This is a genomic window from Actinomadura sp. NPDC049753, from assembly GCF_040674655.1.
Lineage (GTDB): Bacteria > Actinomycetota > Actinomycetes > Streptosporangiales > Streptosporangiaceae > Spirillospora > Spirillospora verrucosospora.
Genome location: NZ_JBFARL010000011.1, coordinates 23,747 through 42,335, shown reverse-complemented (window position 1 = coordinate 42,335; position 18,589 = coordinate 23,747). Strand labels below are relative to the sequence as shown.

The following is an 18,589-nucleotide window of genomic DNA, read 5'->3' as shown; positions in this document are numbered from 1 at the left end:
ACGGCTAAGCGGCTGAAGCGCCCGAAGCGGGGCGCGGAGGGTCTGGGAAGATCAGCCAGGTCGTGGGGCGTTGTAAGGAACGTCTAGGGTTGAGACGTCTCCTGTGCCCCCGGAAGGTTTCCACGTGACTGCTGTGCCCACTATCGGTGTCCTCGCCCTGCAGGGCGACGTGCGCGAGCATGCGCGCGCGCTGGAGGAGGCCGGGGCGCGCACCGTGAAGGTGCGCCGCCCAGACGAGCTGGAACGGGTCGACGGGCTGGTCCTGCCCGGCGGGGAGTCCACCACGATGTGGCGGCTGGCGCGCTCGTTCGAGCTGCTCGAACCGCTGCGCAAGCGGATCGAGGCGGGCATGCCCGCCTACGGCTCCTGCGCCGGCATGATCATGCTGGCGGACCGGATCCGGGGCGGCGTGGCGGGCCAGGAGACCGTCGGCGGGATCGACATGACCGTGCGGCGCAACGCGTTCGGCCGGCAGGTCGACTCGTTCGAGGCCGCCGTCCCGCTGACCGGTATGGGTGACACGCCGTACCACGCCGTTTTCATCCGCGCACCCTGGGTGGAGTCCGTCGGCGACGCCGTCGAGATCCTCGGACGCGCGGAGAGCGGGCCGAACGCCGGTAGGATCGTCGCCGTCCGCCAGGGGCGCCTCATGGCGACCGCGTTCCATCCGGAGTTGACAGGCGATTTCCGCGTGCACCACTACTTCGCCGATCTGGTGCGCCGGACGACAGAGGAGGATTGACAGATGTCCGGCCATTCCAAATGGGCGACGACCAAGCACAAGAAGGCGGCCCTCGACGCCAAGCGGGGCAAGCTCTTCGCCAAGCTGATCAAGAACATCGAGGTGGCGGCCCGCACGGGCGGCGGCGACCCCGACGCGAACCCCACCCTCTACGACGCCATCTACAAGGCGAAGAAGAACTCGGTCCCCAACGACAACATCGAGCGCGCCCGCAAGCGGGGCGCCGGTGAGGAGGCCGGGGGCGCCGACTGGCAGAACATCACCTACGAGGGCTACGCCCCCGGCGGTGTCGCCGTGCTCATCGAGTGCCTGACCGACAACCGCAACCGGGCCGCCTCCGAGGTCCGCGTCGCCCTGACCCGCAACGGCGGCTCCCTCGCCGACCCGGGCTCGGTCTCGTACATGTTCAACCGCAAGGGCGTCGTGATCGTCCCCAAGGCGGGCACCAGCGAGGACGACGTGATGATGGCCGTCCTGGACGCCGGGGCCGAGGAGGTCAACGACCTCGACGGGGAGAACTTCGAGGTCGTGAGCGAGGCCGGCGACCTGGTCGCGGTCCGCTCGGCGCTGGTGGACGCCGGGATCGACTACGAGTCGGCGGAGAGCAAGTTCCTGCCGAGCGTCACCGTCCCGCTCGACGAGGACAACGCCAAGAAGGTGTTCCGGCTCCTGGACGCCCTGGAGGACTCCGACGACGTCCAGGAGGTCTACGCCAACTTCGACGTGAGCGACGAGGTCATGGCCTCCATCGACGCCTGACGCGCCGTCGCCCCGCGAACGCCGCCGCCGCCCGCCCGGGTGCGGCGGCGTTCCCGTCGGCGCCGTCGCATACGGTCTGGATCATGGAGATTCGCGCTCTGGCACCAGACGAGGCGGACGCCGTCCGCGACATCCGCGCCCGCGCCTTCGGGCCGCTGTCCGACGAGGTGTGGGCGCGGCGGTCCCGGCTGGTCCGGCAGGCGGCGGAGGCGGGGAGGCAGTTCGCCGGCCTCGACGGCGGCGCGGTCGTCGCCACCGGGGCCCTGCTCGACATGACGCAGTGGTGGCACGGGCGGGCGGTGTCCACGGCCGGCGTCAGCGCGATCACGGTCGCCCCCGAGGAGCGCGGGCGGGGGCTCGGCCGCAGCCTGATGTCCGACCTGCTGGGGCGATGCGCCGATCTCGGGCACCCGCTCGCCATGCTCTACCCTGCCACGACGCGGCTCTACCGGTCGCTCGGCTGGGAGCACGCGGGCGGCTGGCACCACGTCGACCTGTCCACCGAGGCCCTGCGCACGATCGCGGCCGAGCGGGTCCCCGTCCGCAGGGCCGGGCCCGGCGAAGCCGCCGAGGTGGCCGCCGTGGTCGGCCGCGCGCACCGGGCCGCGCGCGACTGCGGTCCGGTCGGCTGGCCGGAGGCGAGATGGCGCGAGCACCTGGGGGCCCCGGACGCCTACCACTACCTGGCCGAGGACGGGTTCCTCTCCTACCGCTGGGCGGAGGGCAACGCCGGGCTGGAGGTCGAGCGGCTCGTCGCCTCGTCCGAGCGGACGCTGAGGGCGCTGTGGGCGATCGTCGGATCCGGTTCGTCCACGGCCGCGTCGGTGCGGGCCTGCGTGTCGCCGATGGACCCCGTGCTGTGGCTGCCGCGCGAGCGCGAGCACGAGACCGTCCACCGCTCCCAGTGGATGCTGCGGGTGGTCGACGCGCCCGCGGCGATCGCGGCGCGCGGCTACCCGGCCGGGGTCGCCGCGGGCGTCCCGCTGGAGATCGACGATCCGCGGTGTCCGGCGAACTCGGGCCACTGGCGCCTGGAGATCGAGGGCGGCGAGGGCCGGCTGGAGCGCTCCAGCGCCGACTCCGGCGCCGTGCGCCTCGGGCCGCGCGGCCTGTCGGCCCTCTACTGCGGGATACCCGTTCCGACCCTCCGACGCGCCGGACTGCTCCAGGGCGGGGACGCGGAGGCGCTCGGGGCCGCGTTCGCGGCCACGCCGTTCTCACTGGATTACTTCTGACCGGCCACGCGGATTGATAGCGTTGGCGGCCGAACAGATGATCGAAGGAGCGGCCGTGCGGGTGATGGGGGTGGACCCCGGCCTCACCCGGTGCGGGGTCGGGGTCGTCGAGGGCGCCCCGGGCAAGCGGCTGCGGCTGGTGCACGTGTCGGTCGTGCGGACCGCCCCCGACGAGGACCACGCCCTGCGCCTGCTGGGCGTGGAGACGGGCATCGCGGCCGTCATGGACGAGCTGCGCCCCGATGCCGTCGCCGTCGAGCGCGTGTTCTCCCAGCACAACGTGCGGACCGTGATGGGCACGGCCCAGGCCGCCGGGATCGCCATGCTGCTGGCCGCCCGGCGGGGCCTGCCCGTCGCGCTGCACACCCCCAGCGAGGCCAAGGCCGCCGTCACCGGGAACGGCCGCGCCGACAAGGCGCAGGTGACCAGGATGGTGACCCGGCTGCTGGCCCTGGAGACGGCGCCGAAGCCGGCGGACGCCGCGGACGCGCTCGCCCTGGCCATCTGCCACGTGTGGCGCGGGGGAGCGCAGCGGCGGCTCGCGCACGCGCAGCGGTCGCGGATCGAGGAGGCGGCCAGGGCCGAACGTGAGCGGCTCGCCGCCCGGACCAGAGGAGGAAGCGTCAAGTGATCGCCTTCGTCAGCGGCCGGGTGGCCGCGGCCGGGCCCGACGGGGCGGTGATCGACGTGCACGGCGTCGGCCTCTCGGTGCAGTGCAGCCCCGCCACGCTGGCGGGCCTGCGGGTCGGGGAGGAGGCGCGGGTGCCGACCTCCCTCGTCGTCCGGGAGGACTCCCTCACCCTGTTCGGGTTCGCCGACGACGACGAGCGCACCGTCTTCGAGCTGCTCCAGACCGCCAGCGGCGTCGGGCCCCGCCTCGCCCTGGCGATGCTGGCGGTCCACTCGCCGAACGCGCTGCGCCGCGCCGTGTCCACCGAGGACGTGACGGCGCTCACCAAGGTGCCCGGCATCGGCAAGAAGGGCGCGCAGCGCATCGTCCTGGAACTGCGGGACCGCCTCGGCGGCCCGGTCGGGGACGACGGCGGCGACCTGCGTGCGCCCGCCCGTGCCGAGCCGTGGCGCCAGCAGGTGCAGATGGGCCTGGTCAACCTCGGCTGGTCGGCCAAGGACGCCGACGCCGCCGTGGACGCCGTCGCCGCCGAGCTCGACGGCGGCGAGACGCCCCCGGTCGCGGCGCTGCTGAGGTCGGCCCTGAAGAAGCTGAGCAGGCAGTGAGAGAGCCGGGGGAGGCGCAGGGAGCGGGGATGAGCGGGACCGACGAGACCGAGCGGCTGGTGTCGGCAGACGCCGTCGGGGTCGACGAGCAGCAGATCGAGGCCGCGCTGCGGCCGAAGAAGCTGGCCGACTTCGTGGGCCAGGAACGGGTCCGCGAGCAGCTCTCGCTGGTGCTGCACGGCGCGCTCGGGCGCGGCCGGACCCCCGACCACGTGCTGCTCTCGGGCGGGCCCGGCCTCGGCAAGACCACCCTCGCCATGATCATCGCCGCCGAGCTGGGGCAGCCGCTGCGGATCTCCTCGGGTCCGGCGATCGAGCGGGCCGGCGACCTCGCGGCCGTGCTGTCGACCCTCGCCGAGGGCGAGGTGCTGTTCCTGGACGAGATCCACCGGCTGGCGCGGCCGGCCGAGGAGATGCTCTACATGGCGATGGAGGACTTCCGCGTCGACGTCGTCGTGGGCAAGGGGCCCGGGGCGACGGCCATCCCGCTGGACATCGCCCCCTTCACGCTGGTGGGGGCCACGACGCGGGCGGGCATGCTGCCCGGCCCGCTGCGCGACCGGTTCGGCTTCGTCGCGCACATGGACTTCTACGAGCCCGCCGAACTGGAGATCATCGTCCGCCGGTCCGCCCGGCTGCTGGACGTGGAGATCTCCGATGACGCCGCCGCCGAGGTCGCCGGGCGCTCGCGCGGCACGCCCCGCATCGCCAACCGGCTGCTGCGCCGCGTCCGCGACTACGCCGAGGTGCGCGCCGACGGCGTGATCACGCGGGAATCGGCCCGCGCCGCCCTGGCGTTGTACGAGGTGGACGAACGGGGCCTAGACCGGCTCGACCGTTCCGTCCTGGAGTCGCTGATGCGCAAGTTCGGCGGCGGACCCGTGGGTCTGTCGACACTGGCCGTGTCGGTGGGGGAGGAGCCCGAGACCGTCGAGGTCGTCGCGGAGCCTTTCCTCGTCCGGCAGGGCTTGCTCGCCAGGACCCCGCGGGGAAGGGTCGCCACCGCCGCGGCGTGGGCACACCTGGGGCTTCCCCAGCCGCCGACGGCGCCGATGGCGGGCACCCTGTTCGACCTGGACAGGGACGCCGGCGGGACGGAATAGTGATCATCTGATAACGGGTTGGGAACTTCCCGGCGTCGCCGATCGTCGCCTCGTTGCCGGGGTCTCGCGTACTCTCTAGACTCCGGGACTTGGTTCACCGTCTCCAGCCGGCGGTCCCGTTGCACGTGACCGGTCTGGTCACAGGCTGGGCAATCGACATCGGAAGGATGCCCCAGTAATGGGCAGCGACATTATTCTCGCGGCGGGCTCGGGTGGTAGCGGGTCCTTCAATCTGCTCCTGCTTCTCGCCGTGCCACTGGTCTTCTACTTCCTGCTCATCCGGCCGCAGAGCAAGCGCCGCAAAGAGCAGATGCAGATGCAGAACGCCATGGAACCGGGCGCTCGCGTCCTGACGACCAGCGGCATCCGCGCGACCGTCGTGTCGGTCGACGACGACGGCATCGTGCTGGAGATCGCCGACGGCGTCGAGGTCCGGTTCGTCAAGCAGGCCGTCATGCAGGTCCTCAAGGACGACGACCCCGAGGAGCTCGACGACGAGCACGACGAGGACGTCGAGGACGAGGGCGAGGACGGCGACCGCGTCGACCTGTCCAAGGACGGCTCCGAGGTCGACCTGTCCAAGGACGGGGACGACGAGGCCGCGGACACCGCGGGCGAGGACGGCGAGCCCGAGTCCAAGCCGAAGGGGAAGGCGAAGGTCGAGGCGGGCGACAAGCCCGCCTGACCCCTCTCACGGCGACGATACGACGGGAAGTACGACGACAAGTGGCTCCGCCCAAGAATGCTCCCAAGCCCGGGCGCACGCTCCTCGCGCTCTTCGCGATCATGGTGGTCATGGCCGGTCTGGCGGTCTGGCAGGGGCAGACGAAGCCCAAGCTGGGCCTGGACCTCGCCGGCGGCACGACCGTGACGCTCACGGCCAAGACCGCGAACGGCAAGAATCCCCCGGCGAACCAGATGGACCAGGCCGTCAAGATCATGACGAAGCGCGTCAATGGTCTGGGTGTGTCCGACGCCGAGGTCGCCAAACAGGGCAGCAACAACATCGTGGTGAACGTCCCCGGTGAGGGGCAGGGCCGCGTCGTCAACCTGATCGGGACGACGGCCAAGCTGCAGTTCCGCCAGGTGTTCGCGGTGGCCGACGGGAAGCCGTCGACCGGGGCGGCGCCCACCCCGTCCGCCAGCCCCTCGAAGAGCGCGGGGGCGAAGAAGGACGGGGGCAAGAGCCCGTCGCCGTCCGCGTCGTCCTCCCCCTCGGGGAGCGCGTCGCCGTCGGCGTCGTCCACCCCGCGGGGCCGGGCGCTGTCGGGCGCGATGACGGCCCCGACGCCCAAGCCGTCCGGGTCCGCCGCGCCGTCGGCCACGCCGTCGGCGTCGTCGCCGCTGGGCCAGCCGTCCGCGCCGCCCACCGCTCCCACGCAGGAGTACCCGGGCGTCACCGACAAGGCCGTGATCAGCCAGTTCGAGGCGCTGAACTGCTACAGCGGCGACCGGCGGGCCCCCGGGTCCAACGACCCGAACCGCAAGTTCGTCGCCGCCTGCGACCAGGACGAGGAGAGCGGCCAGGCCGCCAAGTACATCCTCGGCCCGGTCCGGGTGCTGGGCGAGAGCGTCTCCTCGGCGAGCGCGATGCCGCCGAACGCTCAGCAGGGCCAGGCCAGCTGGTCGGTCTCGCTGAAGTTCAACGGCACGGGCGCCCGGCAGTTCGGCGAGGTCACCACCGCCGCGTCCCAGGCCTACCAGCAGAACCCGTCCTCCCCGCAGGCGCAGGTCGCGATCGTGCTGGACGGCCAGGTCGTGTCCGCGCCCAGCATCCGCGAGGGCGCCATCACCGGCGGCACCGCCAGCATCGACGGTCCGCCCGACAGCTTCAACCAGCAGTACGCCACCGACCTCGCCAACGTGCTCAAGTACGGGGCGCTGCCGCTGGAGTTCAAGCAGAGCTCCATCGACGAGGTGTCGTCCACGCTGGGCTCCGACCAGCTGACCGGCGGGCTGGTGGCCGGCGCGATCGGGCTCGGCCTGGTGGTGCTCTACTGCCTGTTCTACTACCGGGGCCTCGGCCTGGTGGCGGTGACCAGCCTGGTCGTGGCGTCGGCCATCACCTACGAGGCGGTGGTGATCCTCGGTGAGGGGATGGGCTTCCGGCTCTCCCTGCCGCACATCATCGGCCTGATCGTTTCCATCGGCATCACCGCCGACTCGTTCATCGTCTACTTCGAGCGGCTGAGGGACGAGCTCCGGGCGGGGCGCAAGCTGCGCTCGTCGGTGGAGAACGCCTGGAAGCGGGCGCGGCGCACCATCCTCGTCGCCGACGCCGTCACCTTCCTCGCGGCCCTGGTGCTGTACTTCCTCGCGGTCGGCGGCGTGGCCGGGTTCGCGTTCGCGATGGGCCTCACGACGCTCATCGACGTCGTCGTGGTGTTCTTCTTCACCAAGCCGATGGTCGCGCTGCTGGCGCGCACGAACTTCTTCGGACGCGGGCATCCGATGTCCGGACTCGATCCGAGGCGCCTGCACAAGGCGCAGGACACCTCCGCCCCAGCCGCCCGCACGACGAGCCAGGAGGCCTGAGCATGGGAACGCGTGCGGCCATCTCCCGGATCTACCGGGGCGAGATCAGCGCGGACATCGTCGGCCGGCCGAAGATCTGGTACACGATCTCCGGGCTGCTGCTGGCGCTGTCGATCGCGGGCCTGCTGGTGCAGGGCCTGAACTTCGGCGTGGAGTTCAAGGGCGGCTCCGTCTTCACCTTCAAGGCGCCGAGCGCCTCGATCGAGCAGGTGCGCGGCGCCGTCGCCGACGGCGGCCCCCACCAGGTGATCGTGCAGAAGGCGGGCGGCGACTGGCGGGTCACGACCGAGAGCCTGTCCTCCGACCAGGTCACCAAGGTCAAGACGAGCGTCTCCAAGGAGCTGACCGTCCCCGCCGACAAGGTCAGCACGCAGGTCGTCGGCGCCTCGTGGGGCGGTGAGATCCAGAAGAAGGCCTGGCAGGCGCTGCTGGTCTTCATGATCTTGATCATCGCCTACCTGTCGGTGGCGTTCGAGTGGCGGATGGCCGTGGCCGCGGTGGTGGCGCTCGTCCACGACCTGGTGATCACGGCGGGCATCTACGCCTGGTCCGGCTTCGAGGTCACCCCGGCCACGCTGCTCGGCTTCCTGACGATCCTCGGCTACTCGCTGTACGACGCGGTCGTCGTCTTCGACATGATCAAGGAGGTCACCAAGCCGCTCGGCCCGACCTCCCGGACGACCTACAGCGAGGCGGCCAACCAGGCGCTCAGCAGCACTCTGGTCCGCTCGCTGAACACCTCCCTGGTGGCGATCCTGCCCGTCGGCGCGATCCTGTTCATCGGGACGACCCTGTTCGGCGCCGGCACCCTGAAGGACCTGTCGCTCGCCCTCTTCGTCGGCATGATCGTCGGCACGTACTCCTCGATCTGCGTGGCGACGCCGCTGCTCGTCCAGTTCAAGGAGCGCGAGCCGAAGTACAAGCAGATCCGGCAGAACATCGCCCGGCGCGAGCAGAGCTCGAAGCGGTCGTCGAAGGCCAGGGTCAAGGCCGGCGCCGGCGCCTCCGCCGCGACGGACGACGACCCCTCCGACGACGCCGGCGAGGACGACCACCAGGACGCCCCCGAGATCCGCAGCACGGTCACCGTGCGGAAGGTCGTGCAGAGCGGGTCGCGGCAGCAGCCGAAGCGCGGGACGCGGCAGCAGCGCCGCGGCGGCAAGTAGGGCGGGGGCGGAGTGGACCTCGGCAAGCTGATCCAGGAGCGGATCCGCGACATCCCCGACTATCCCAAGCAGGGGGTGATGTTCAAGGACATCACCCCGCTGCTGGCCGACCACGTGGCGTTCGCCGGGGTGGTCGACGCCGTGGTGAACCACCACGGCCGCGGCACCATCGACAAGATCGTCGGTATCGAGGCCCGCGGGTTCATCCTCGCCGCGCCCGTCGCCTACCACTTCGGGGCGGGCTTCGTCCCGGTGCGCAAGAAGGGGAAACTGCCCTCGGCGACGGACGCGGAGACCTATGATCTCGAGTACGGGAGCGAGACGATCGAGATCCACCTCGACGCCTTCGAACCCGGTGACCGGGTACTGATCGTCGACGACGTCCTGGCCACCGGGGGCACGGCCAGGGCCGCCGCCGAACTCGTCCGGCGGGGCGGCGGAGAAGTCGTCGGGTTGTCGGTCCTCCTTGAGCTGTCGTTTCTGCACGGACGCGACAAGCTGGGGAATCTGGACGTTCATTCCCTGGTTACGGTCTAGTACGAAATAGGGCCGGATACACTGACGCCATCAGGGTCCGGCGGGAACGGGCGCGGCCCGCGTGAACGCGCGGTGCGGCGCTCGGGTGGACTAGGGAGGCTGGGTGCCAGGTGAGGTGGTATCGACCGACGCGGTGAACACCGCCGCCGAGGAACGGCGCGCGCCCCCACCGCCCGACGTCCGGCCGCCCGAGCCCGACGAGCCCGCCGCGCGGACGCCCGCGTCCGCCCCGCCCGCCCAGCCCTCGTCGGGATCCGATGTTCCCCCAGCTCCAGGCCCTGGCGCCGCCCCGGACGACGATGACGCGTCCGGGGCCGCCGTACCGTCCAGGCCCACGCAGGCCACGATTCCGCCGTCCGCCGCCCGGGTGCGCCGTAGGCTCGCCAGGTTGGGCGCCCAGCGCGGTCCCGCTATGAACCCGGTACTGGAACCACTGATCAAGACGGTCCGCAACACGCATCCGAAGGCGGACCTCCGGCTCATCGAGCGCGCCTACGACGTGGCCGCGCACTACCACCGGCACCAGAAGCGCAAGAGCGGTGACCCGTACATCACCCATCCGCTCGCGGTCGCCACGATCCTCGCCGAGCTCGGCATGAACACCGAGACGCTCTGCGCCGCGCTGCTGCACGACACCGTCGAGGACACCCCCTACACCCTCGACCAGCTGAGCGCCGAGTTCGGCGACGAGATCGCCGCCCTGGTCGACGGCGTCACCAAGCTCGACAAGGTCAAGTACGGGGAGGCCGCGGAGGCCGAGACCGTCCGCAAGATGGTCGTGGCGATGTCCCGCGACATCCGCGTCCTGGTGATCAAGCTCGGCGACCGGCTGCACAACATGCGCACGCTGCGCTACATGCCGCGGCACAAGCAGGAGAAGAAGGCCCGCGAGACCCTGGAGGTGTTCGCGCCGCTCGCGCACCGCCTCGGGATGAACACGCTGAAGTGGGAGCTGGAGGACCTCGCGTTCGCCACGCTGTACCCCAAGCGGTTCGACGAGATCGCCCGCCTGGTGTCCGAGCGCGCCCCGCGCCGCGACGTCTACCTGCAGGAAGTGATCGAGAACGTCTCCACCGACCTGCGCGAGGCCCGGATCAAGGCCACCGTGACGGGCCGGCCCAAGCACTACTACTCGATCTACCAGAAGATGATCGCGCGGGACGTCAGCTTCGACGACATCTACGACCTGGTCGGCATCCGGGTCCTCGTCGACAGCGTCCGCGACTGCTACGCCGCCCTCGGCTCGATCCACGCGCGGTGGAACCCGGTCCCCGGCCGGTTCAAGGACTACATCGCGATGCCGAAGTTCAACATGTACCAGTCGCTGCACACGACGGTGATCGGCCCGGAGGGCAAGCCCGTCGAGCTGCAGATCCGCACCTGGGGCATGCACCGCCGCGCCGAGTACGGCGTCGCCGCGCACTGGAAGTACAAGGAGGAGACGGTCGGCGGCCGCAAGGCCGGTGACATGCAGTGGCTGCGCCAGCTCCTCGACTGGCAGAAGGAGACCGCCGACCCGGCCGAGTTCCTGGAGTCGCTGCGCTTCGACCTGTCGGTCTCCGAGGTGTTCGTGTTCACGCCGAAGGGCGACGTGATCGCGCTGCCGCAGGGCGCCACACCCGTCGACTTCGCCTACGCGATCCACACCGAGGTCGGGCACCGATGTATCGGCGCGCGCGTCAACGGCCGCCTCGTCCCCCTCGAATCGACCCTCGACAACGGCGACACCGTCGAGGTCTTCACCTCCAAGTCGCCGGACGCGGGCCCGAGCCGCGACTGGCTCGGCTTCGTCAAGAGCGCCCGCGCCCGCAACAAGATCAAGCACTGGTTCTCCAAGGAGCGCCGCGACACCGCGATCGAGTCCGGCAAGGACGCCATCGCCCGCGCCATGCGCAAGCAGAACATGCCGCTGCAGCGGATGATGTCCGGCGAGGCCCTCCTCGCCCTCGCCCGGGACATGCGTTACCCGGACGTGTCGTCCCTGTACGCGGCCGTGGGCGAGAGCCAGGTCTCCGCGCAGCACGTCGTGCAGCGCCTCGTGGACGCCCTCGGCGGTGTGGAGAGCGCCGAGGAGGACCTCGCCGAGATCGCGCTGCCGACGCGCCGCAAGCGCAGCCGTCCCGCCGGCGACCCGGGCGTCGTCGTCGCCGACGACCCGGACGTGTGGGTCCGGCTGTCGCGCTGCTGCACCCCGGTTCCCGGCGACGACATCGTCGGTTTCGTGACCCGCGGCCACGGCGTCTCCGTCCACCGCTCCGACTGCGCCAACGTCGAGAGCCTGAGGTCGCAGCCGGACCGCCTGATCGACGTCAAGTGGTCCCCGGGCGAGGACTCGGTGTTCCTCGTCGCGATCCAGGTGGAGGCGCTCGACCGCCCCCGCCTCCTGTCGGACGTGACCCGCGTCCTGTCCGACCAGCACGTCAACATCCTGTCGGCGTCGGTCACCACGACCCGCGACCGCGTCGCCGTCAGCCGGTTCACCTTCGAGATGGGCGACCCGAAGCATCTCGGCCACGTCCTGAAGGCCGTCCGGTCCATAGACGGCGTCTACGACGTCTACCGGGTGACCAGCGGCGCCACCAAGTAGGAAGCACGCACGCGAAAGGGCGGCCGCGGACGCGGCCCCCCTTTCGCGGGGGGGTCAGTTCTCGGAGGGCTCGTCCTCGGGGACGAAGTCGACCCCGGCCTCCGCGCGCTGCTCGGGGGTGATGGGGGTCGGCGCGGCGGTCAGGGGGTCGTAGCCGGAGGCGGCCTTCGGGAAGGCGATCACGTCGCGGATCGACTCCTGGCGGGCGAGGAGCATGACCACCCGGTCCCAGCCGAACGCGATGCCGCCGTGCGGGGGCGGGCCGAACTTGAACGCCTCCAGCAGGAAGCCGAACTTGGACTCCGCCTCCTGCTTGGACAGGCCCAGCACGTCGAAGACGCGCTGCTGCATCTCGGCGCGGTGGATACGGATGGAGCCGCCGCCGATCTCGTTGCCGTTCAGCACGAGGTCGTAGGCGTCGGCGAGGGCGGCGCCCGGGTCGTCCTGGAAGGAGTCGGCGTACTCGGGCTTGGGCGCGGTGAACGGGTGGTGCACCGACGTCCAGCCGATCTGCTCGCCCTTGTCGTCCTCGACGGGCTCGAAGATCGGCGCGTCCACGACCCAGACGAACTTCCAGGCGGACTCGTCGATCAGGCCGCGGCGGCGGCCGATCTCCAGGCGCGCGGCGCCGAGGAGCTCCTGGGTGGAGTGCCGCTTGCCGGCGCCGAAGAAGACCGCGTCGCCGGGGGAGGCGCCGGTCTTGGCGGCGAGGCCGTCCTTCTCGGCGTCGGAGAGGTTCTTGGCGACCGGGCCGCCGAGGGTGCCGTCCTCCTGGACGAGCACGTAGGCGAGGCCGCGGGCGCCGCGGGCCTTCGCCCAGTCCTGCCAGCCGTCGAGCTCCTTGCGGGTCTGGGACGCGCCGCCGGGCATGACGACCGCGCCGACGTACGGGGCCTGGAACACGCGGAACGACGTGCCGGCGAAGTACTCCGTCATGTCGGTCAGCTCGTTGCCGAACCGCAGGTCGGGCTTGTCGGAGCCGTAGCGGGCCAGCGCGTCGGCGTAGGTGATGTGGGGGATCGGGCGGGGGATCTCGTACCCGGCGATCTCCTTCCACAGGCGCGCCACGAGGTCCTCGCCGACCGCCAGGACGTCGTCCTGCTCGGCGAACGACATCTCGATGTCGATCTGGGTGAACTCGGGCTGCCGGTCGGCGCGGAAGTCCTCGTCGCGGTAGCAGCGGGCGATCTGGTAGTAGCGTTCGAGGCCGCCGACCATGAGCAGCTGCTTGAACAGCTGCGGCGACTGCGGGAGCGCGTACCAGTGGCCGGGCTGGAGCCGGACCGGGACGAGGAAGTCGCGGGCGCCCTCCGGGGTGGAGCGGGTGAGCGTGGGCGTCTCCACGTTCACGAAGCCGTGCGCGCGCATCACCTCGTGCGTCAGGAACGAGGCCTCCGAGCGGACCTTCATCGCCCGCGCGACGCTCTCGCGGCGCAGGTCGAGGTAGCGGTACTTGAGGCGGATCTCCTCGTTGACGTTGACGTCGCCCTCGATGGGGAACGGCAGCGGCGCCGCGTCGGAGAGCACCTCGATGCGGGCGGCGGCGACCTCGACCTCGCCCGTGGGCAGTTCGGGGTTCTCGTTGCCCTCCGGCCGGACGCGGACCTCGCCGACGACCTTGACGCAGTACTCGGCGCGCAGGTCGTGCGCGGTGTCCTCCTCGCGGAAGACGACCTGCGCGGTGCCGGAGGCGTCGCGCAGGTCGATGAACGTGACGCCGCCGTGGTCGCGGCGGCGGCCGACCCAGCCGGCCAGCGTTACCTGCTGCCCGGCGTGCTCCTTGCGGAGCGTCCCCGCCTCGTGGGTGCGGATCATTTCGAGAGCCTTTCCTTCAACGTCGTGGTGAGGTCGGTGAGCGGGACGGCGGTCTGCTCGCCCTCGGCCAGGTCCTTGACCTGGGCGACGCCGTCCGCGATATCTCGCTCCCCGAGGATCACGGCGTACCGGGCGCCCGAGCGGTCCGCGTCCTTCATGGCGCCCTTGAGCTTCTTGCCGCCGAACGCCATGTCGGCGGCGATCCCGGCTCGGCGCAGCTCGGCGACGAGCGCGAACAGGCGCCGCTCGGCGGTGTCGCCGAGCGCCACGCCGAACGCCTCGCAGCGCGGCTTGACGGCGAACGCGGGACCCTGCCCGCCCGAGGACTCGGCCTCCAGGGCGAGGATCGTGCGGTCCAGCCCGAGCCCGAACCCGATGCCGGGCAGCGGGGGGCCGCCGATGTCCTCCGACAGCCCGTCGTAGCGGCCGCCGCCGCCGATGCCGGACTGGGCGCCGAGCAGCGGGTGGTCGAACTCGTAGGTGGTGCGGGTGTAGTAGTCGAGGCCGCGGACGAGGGTCGGGGTGTCCTCCCACTCGATGCCGAGGTCGGCGAGCAGCTCCCGGACGCGGTCGTGGTGCGCCTTGCACGCCGGGCACAGGTGGTCGGCCATCAGCGGGGCGCCGACGAGCTGCTCGCGGACCTTGGGACGCTTGTCGTCCAGCACCCGCAGCGGGTTGAGCTCGACGCGGGCACGGGTGTCCTCGTCCAGGTCCAGGCCGCGCAGGAACTCCTGCAGCAGGGCCCGGTAGGCGGGGCGGCACTCCTTGCAGCCGAGCGAGTTCAGCAGCAGCCGCACCCGGGTCAGGCCGAGGGACCGGTACCAGTTCCACGCGATCGCGATCGTCTCGGCGTCGACCTGGGGGTCCTCGCTGCCGATCGCCTCCAGGTCGAGCTGGTAGAACTGCCGGTAGCGGCCCTGCTGCGGGCGCTCGGCGCGGAACGCGGGCCCGGTCGTCCACACCTTGGCCGGCAGCGACGCCTTGTGCAGGTTGTTCTCCAGGACGGAGCGCAGCACCGACGCGGTGAACTCGGGACGCAGCGTCAGCGACCGGCCTCCCCGGTCCTCGAAGGTGTACATCTCCTTGGACACCACGTCGGTGGACTCGCCGACGCCGCGCCGGAACAGGTTGGTGTCCTCGAACACCGCCAGTTCCAGGTAGCCGTAACCGGCCAGCCTCGCCTGCTCGGCGAAGGCCTCCCGGATGGCGTAGAAGAGGTCCGCTCGCGGCGGGACGTATTCGCTGACCCCCTTCGGGGCCCGGAAACTCGAACTCATGGTCTTTTAGATCAGAATCCTCTGTCAGGTCCGTCCGCGGGGACCAGCTCCGAAAGGAACGGGTTGGTCGCGCGCTCGCGGCCGATTGTGGTCTGCTCGCCGTGGCCGGGCAGGACGGCCGTCTCGTCGGGCATCGTGAGGCACACCCGGGACAGGCTGGCGAGGATCTGCTCGTACGATCCGCCCGGCAGGTCGGTACGCCCGATGGAGCCGGCGAACAGCAGGTCGCCGGTGAACATCACGTCCGGGATCTGCTGCGCCTTCGGCGTCCGGAACGTCACCGACCCGGGAGTATGGCCCGGCGCGTGGTCGACGGTGAAGTTCAGCCCGGCCAGCTCCAGCACCGCCCCGTCGGCCAGCTCGCGCACGTCGTCGGGCTCGGACAGCTCCAGACCGCCGAACAGCTGCTGCCCGGCGCCCAGGGACAGGCCCTTGGCCGGATCGGTCAGCAGGTCGCGGTCGTCCGGGTGGACGTAGGCCGGGACGTCCTTGGCGCCGCAGACCGGGGCCACCGACCAGACGTGGTCGAGATGGCCGTGCGTCAGCAGCACCGCGACCGGCTTCAGCCGGTGCTCGCGCAGGATCTCATCGATCCCGCCCTCGGCGTCCTGGCCGGGATCGATGATCACGCACTCCTCACCGGCGGCGGGCGCCACGACATAGCAGTTCGCGGCGAACGATCCAGCGGGGAACCCGGCGACGAGCACGGTCGTCCTTCCTTAGAACCATCTCGGGTGGGCGTGTTCGAGGGTACCGGCGCGGCCACGGCCACCGCGAACGAGTTGGCGCGGCCGACGTGTCGCGGGGCGCGGCCCGCCGGGGCGCGGCCGGGCGGGAGGCGCTCCCTGAACGCGGAGGCGCTTTTACCCCCCGGTACCGCTACTATGCGCTGCACGTTCACCTGATCACACCGGAAGGCGAGGCACGTGGCGGCGAAGGACCGCAAGAAGCAGCTCGCGCGGCAGCGCTACGAGCGGCAGCGGCAGCGGCAGGCGCAGGAGGCGGCGCGGGCGCGCCGCCTCAAGATCATCACCGCCGCGGCGGTGGTGGCGGTCATCGTCGTCGGAGGCGCCGCGTTCATGGTGCTCACCAAGGACGACGAGTCCACCGCCGCCGGGCCCCGGTGCACCTACAAGGCGGCCCAGCAGGACGGCGCCCCCAAGGGCATCGGCACCCCTCCGGGCAAGCCCGCCTACACGGACGTCGTCCAGACGACGATGAAGACCAACCAGGGCGACGTGGAGGTGCAGCTGTACGGTGGCAAGGCGCCGTGCACGGTCAACTCCTTCGCGTACCTGGCGCAGAAGAACTTCTTCGACAAGACCACGTGCCACCGGCTGACGAGCGGCGGGCTCAACGTCCTGCAATGCGGCGACCCCACCGCGAAGGGCACCGGCGGGCCGGGCTACCAGTTCGCGAACGAGAACACCAGCGGCGCCATGTACACCGAGGGCACGCTCGCCATGGCCCACAGCAGCCTGCCGGACTCCAACGGCAGCCAGTTCTTCATGGTCTACAAGGACTCGCAGCTCCCGCCGGACTACACGGTGTTCGGAAAGATCACCAAGGGGCTGGACGTGCTGAAGAAGATCGCCGACGCGGGCTCGGACCCGAAGGGCGACGGCAAGCCCAAGAAGAAGGTAGAGATCCAGGACGTCACGATCGCCGGGAAATAGGCGAACGGGATACTAAGGTGTGGAGGGTCCGGTCGCCGTGAGCGCGTCCGGACCCGCGATTCAGGAGGCAAGGGTGTCCAGCGCGACCGATCCCTGGGGCCGGGTGGACGAGGACGGCACCGTCTATGTCAGGACGGCCGACGGCGAGCGGGTCGTCGGCTCCTGGCAGGCCGGCGCGCCCGAAGAGGCCCTGGCCTACTTCAAGCGCAAGTACGACGCGCTCGTCACCGAGATCGGCCTTCTCGAGCAGCGGGTCCGCACCACAGACCTGCAGCCCGGCCAGGCCCAGCAGGGCATCGACCGGCTGCGCGAGGCCGTCGCCGACGCGCACGCCGTCGGCGACCTCGACGCCCTCCTGCGCCGCCTGGACGGCCTGACGGAGCAGGTCGGGCGGCGCCGCGAGGAGGTCAAGGCCCAGCGCGAGCAGCACCGGCACGAGGCCCGCGACACCAAGGAGCGGATCGTCGCCGAGGCCGAGCGCATCGCCGTCGAGGAGACGCACTGGAAGAACGGCGGCGAGCGCCTGCGCCTCCTGGTCGAGGAGTGGAAGGCCGCCGACCGGATCGACCGTCCCACCGAGACCGCGCTGTGGAAGCGGCTGTCGGCCGCCCGCAACGCCTTCACCAAGCGCCGCAAGGCCTACTTCGCCACGCTCGACGACCAGCGTGAGGAGGCCCGGCGGGAGAAGGAGCGCCTCGTCGCCGAGGCCGAGGCGATGTCGGGTTCCACCGACTGGGGCGACACGGCCGCCGCCTACCGCGACCTGATGCGCCGCTGGAAGCTCGCCGGGCGCGCCTCCCGGGACGCCGAGGAGGAGCTGTGGGCCCGCTTCAAGGGCGCGCAGGACACCTTCTTCCAGGCCCGCAGCGCGGCGTTCGCCGAGCGCGACGCCGAGTTCCGCGGCAACGCCGAGGAGAAGGAGAAGATCCTCGCCGAGGCCGAGCGGCTGCTGCCGGTGCGGGACGTCCGGCAGGCCCGCCAGTCCCTGCGCGCGATCCAGGAGCGCTGGGAGGCCGCCGGGATGGTGCCGCGCGACCAGCGCGACCGCCTGGAGGGGCGGCTCCGCAAGATCGAGGAGGCCGTGCGCTCCGCCGAGGAGAACGAGTGGCGCCGCACCAACCCCGAGGCCCGCGCCCGCGCCGAGGCCACGGTGGCCCAGCTGCGCAGCTCCATCGAGCAGCTGGAGAAGCGGCTCGGCAAGGCCCGTGAGGCCGGCCGCCAGAAGGACGTCAAGGAGGCCGAGGAGGCCCTCAGCGCCCGCCGCGCCTGGCTCGAAGAGGCCGAGCGCACCCTCGCCGAGTTCTCCTGACCCCCGCCGCCGCGCTCAGGCCGAGCGGCCCAGGAAGGCGAGCATGCGCGTCTGCTCGTCCGCGCCGCGCGGAGCGGGCAGGGGCGGCGCCAGATGCCCCTCGGACCGCAGTGAGGCGGCGACCACCTGGGCCGTGGCGAACGCGTGGTGGACGAGGTCCGGGTCGAGGCGCGACGGCTGCCCCGTGGCCCGGGCCAGGTCCCAGGCGTGCACCAGCGGCTCCAGGATGTAGCCCTCCAGGAAGTCGCCCAGCGGCAGCTCGCCCAGCCCGTCGAAGGGGATGGGGCGGTGGAGCGCGTCGGGGGTGAGCGCCGCCGCGCATTCCTTGCGGGCCGCCCGCCAGCTCATCAGGACGTCGCCCGCGACGAACCGCGCGGGGGCGGCGTTGACGTCCGGCTCGGGCTGGCCCGAGGCCAGCGCCCGGACCAGGAACTGGCCGCCGGTCACGTGGCCGGCGACGTCCCGGGCGGTCCACCCCGCGCAGGGCGACGGCGCGTCCCACCCGTCGCGGGGGACGCCGGCCACCAGGCCCTCGAAGAGGTCGAGGGCCCGGTGGTAGCCGCTGAGGTTGTGAGCCATGGTGGTCAGTGACGCGCGATCCGGCGGCGCTGT

The 18,589-nt window shown here is 71.6% G+C and carries 17 protein-coding genes; 13 read left to right on the top strand and 4 right to left on the bottom strand.

Translation table 11 applies throughout. From position 1 onward, the window contains the following. The first annotated feature begins 124 nt into the window (after nucleotides 1-124). From pdxT to AB0K37_RS05105, 11 genes are all read left to right on the top strand, one after another. Nucleotides 125-742, top strand: a complete 618-nt coding sequence (pdxT, locus tag AB0K37_RS05155; protein ID WP_345179065.1) for a pyridoxal 5'-phosphate synthase glutaminase subunit PdxT — start codon at nucleotides 125-127, stop codon at nucleotides 740-742. A gap of 3 nt (nucleotides 743-745) precedes the next feature. Next, nucleotides 746-1,501 carry a YebC/PmpR family DNA-binding transcriptional regulator gene (locus AB0K37_RS05150; protein ID WP_363975027.1) on the top strand — a complete coding sequence of 252 codons (756 nt, stop codon included), beginning with the start codon at nucleotides 746-748 and terminating at the stop codon, nucleotides 1,499-1,501. 83 nt (nucleotides 1,502-1,584) lie between these two features. Continuing rightward, nucleotides 1,585-2,736 carry a GNAT family N-acetyltransferase gene (locus tag AB0K37_RS05145; protein WP_363975024.1) on the top strand — a complete coding sequence of 384 codons (1,152 nt, stop codon included), beginning with the start codon at nucleotides 1,585-1,587 and terminating at the stop codon, nucleotides 2,734-2,736. 55 nt (nucleotides 2,737-2,791) lie between these two features. Then, nucleotides 2,792-3,367, top strand: coding sequence for a crossover junction endodeoxyribonuclease RuvC (gene ruvC, locus AB0K37_RS05140; RefSeq protein ID WP_363975131.1), 576 nt, complete (start codon nucleotides 2,792-2,794; stop codon nucleotides 3,365-3,367). After that, nucleotides 3,364-3,972: a Holliday junction branch migration protein RuvA gene (gene ruvA / locus AB0K37_RS05135; protein WP_353834139.1), complete on the top strand. Its 609-nt coding sequence runs from the start codon at nucleotides 3,364-3,366 to the stop codon at nucleotides 3,970-3,972. Before ruvC ends, ruvA begins: the two co-directional genes overlap by 4 nt. 29 nt (nucleotides 3,973-4,001) lie before the next feature. After that, entirely contained in the window at nucleotides 4,002-5,075 is a 1,074-nt protein-coding gene (ruvB, locus tag AB0K37_RS05130) for a Holliday junction branch migration DNA helicase RuvB (protein ID WP_363975021.1), read from the top strand. 178 nt (nucleotides 5,076-5,253) lie between these two features. Then, nucleotides 5,254-5,760: a preprotein translocase subunit YajC gene (yajC, locus tag AB0K37_RS05125; protein WP_363975018.1), complete on the top strand. Its 507-nt coding sequence runs from the start codon at nucleotides 5,254-5,256 to the stop codon at nucleotides 5,758-5,760. 41 nt (nucleotides 5,761-5,801) lie between these two features. Continuing rightward, entirely contained in the window at nucleotides 5,802-7,610 is a 1,809-nt protein-coding gene (secD, locus tag AB0K37_RS05120; protein WP_363975015.1) for a protein translocase subunit SecD, read from the top strand. Between the two features lie 2 nt (nucleotides 7,611-7,612). Beyond that, nucleotides 7,613-8,776 carry a protein translocase subunit SecF gene (secF, locus tag AB0K37_RS05115; RefSeq protein ID WP_363975012.1) on the top strand — a complete coding sequence of 388 codons (1,164 nt, stop codon included), beginning with the start codon at nucleotides 7,613-7,615 and terminating at the stop codon, nucleotides 8,774-8,776. A 12-nt stretch (nucleotides 8,777-8,788) separates the two neighbouring features. Beyond that, nucleotides 8,789-9,313: an adenine phosphoribosyltransferase gene (locus tag AB0K37_RS05110; RefSeq protein ID WP_345179054.1), complete on the top strand. Its 525-nt coding sequence runs from the start codon at nucleotides 8,789-8,791 to the stop codon at nucleotides 9,311-9,313. A 412-nt stretch (nucleotides 9,314-9,725) separates the two neighbouring features. Continuing rightward, entirely contained in the window at nucleotides 9,726-11,900 is a 2,175-nt protein-coding gene (locus tag AB0K37_RS05105; protein ID WP_363975128.1) for a bifunctional (p)ppGpp synthetase/guanosine-3',5'-bis(diphosphate) 3'-pyrophosphohydrolase, read from the top strand. 54 nt (nucleotides 11,901-11,954) lie between these two features. On the opposite strand, the gene aspS is transcribed toward AB0K37_RS05105, so the two are convergent. The 3 genes from aspS to AB0K37_RS05090 are packed head-to-tail and all read right to left on the bottom strand — an operon-like array spanning nucleotide 11,955 to nucleotide 15,699. Next, nucleotides 11,955-13,715, bottom strand: coding sequence for an aspartate--tRNA ligase (gene aspS, locus AB0K37_RS05100; protein WP_363975008.1), 1,761 nt, complete (start codon nucleotides 13,713-13,715; stop codon nucleotides 11,955-11,957). Further along, on the bottom strand, nucleotides 13,712-14,992 hold the full coding sequence (gene hisS / locus AB0K37_RS05095) for a histidine--tRNA ligase (RefSeq protein WP_363975006.1): 1,281 nt from the start codon (nucleotides 14,990-14,992) through the stop codon (nucleotides 13,712-13,714). The genes aspS and hisS overlap by 4 nt, the downstream gene beginning before the upstream one ends. 11 nt (nucleotides 14,993-15,003) lie before the next feature. Continuing rightward, entirely contained in the window at nucleotides 15,004-15,699 is a 696-nt protein-coding gene (locus tag AB0K37_RS05090) for an MBL fold metallo-hydrolase (protein ID WP_363975003.1), read from the bottom strand. 219 nt (nucleotides 15,700-15,918) lie between these two features. Here AB0K37_RS05090 and AB0K37_RS05085 point away from each other — a divergent pair, with 219 nt between their 5' ends. Both AB0K37_RS05085 and AB0K37_RS05080 read left to right on the top strand, forming a co-directional pair. Continuing rightward, nucleotides 15,919-16,668, top strand: coding sequence for a peptidylprolyl isomerase (locus AB0K37_RS05085; protein ID WP_363975000.1), 750 nt, complete (start codon nucleotides 15,919-15,921; stop codon nucleotides 16,666-16,668). A gap of 73 nt (nucleotides 16,669-16,741) precedes the next feature. Continuing rightward, the gene (locus tag AB0K37_RS05080; protein ID WP_363974997.1) at nucleotides 16,742-17,977 is read left to right on the top strand and encodes a DUF349 domain-containing protein; all 1,236 of its coding nucleotides are present in this window, start codon (nucleotides 16,742-16,744) and stop codon (nucleotides 17,975-17,977) included. Between the two features lie 15 nt (nucleotides 17,978-17,992). Here AB0K37_RS05080 and AB0K37_RS05075 read toward each other — a convergent pair whose 3' ends face one another. Next, on the bottom strand, nucleotides 17,993-18,556 hold the full coding sequence (locus tag AB0K37_RS05075) for a TIGR03086 family metal-binding protein (protein WP_363974994.1): 564 nt from the start codon (nucleotides 18,554-18,556) through the stop codon (nucleotides 17,993-17,995). Nucleotides 18,557-18,589: the final 33 nt, after the last annotated feature.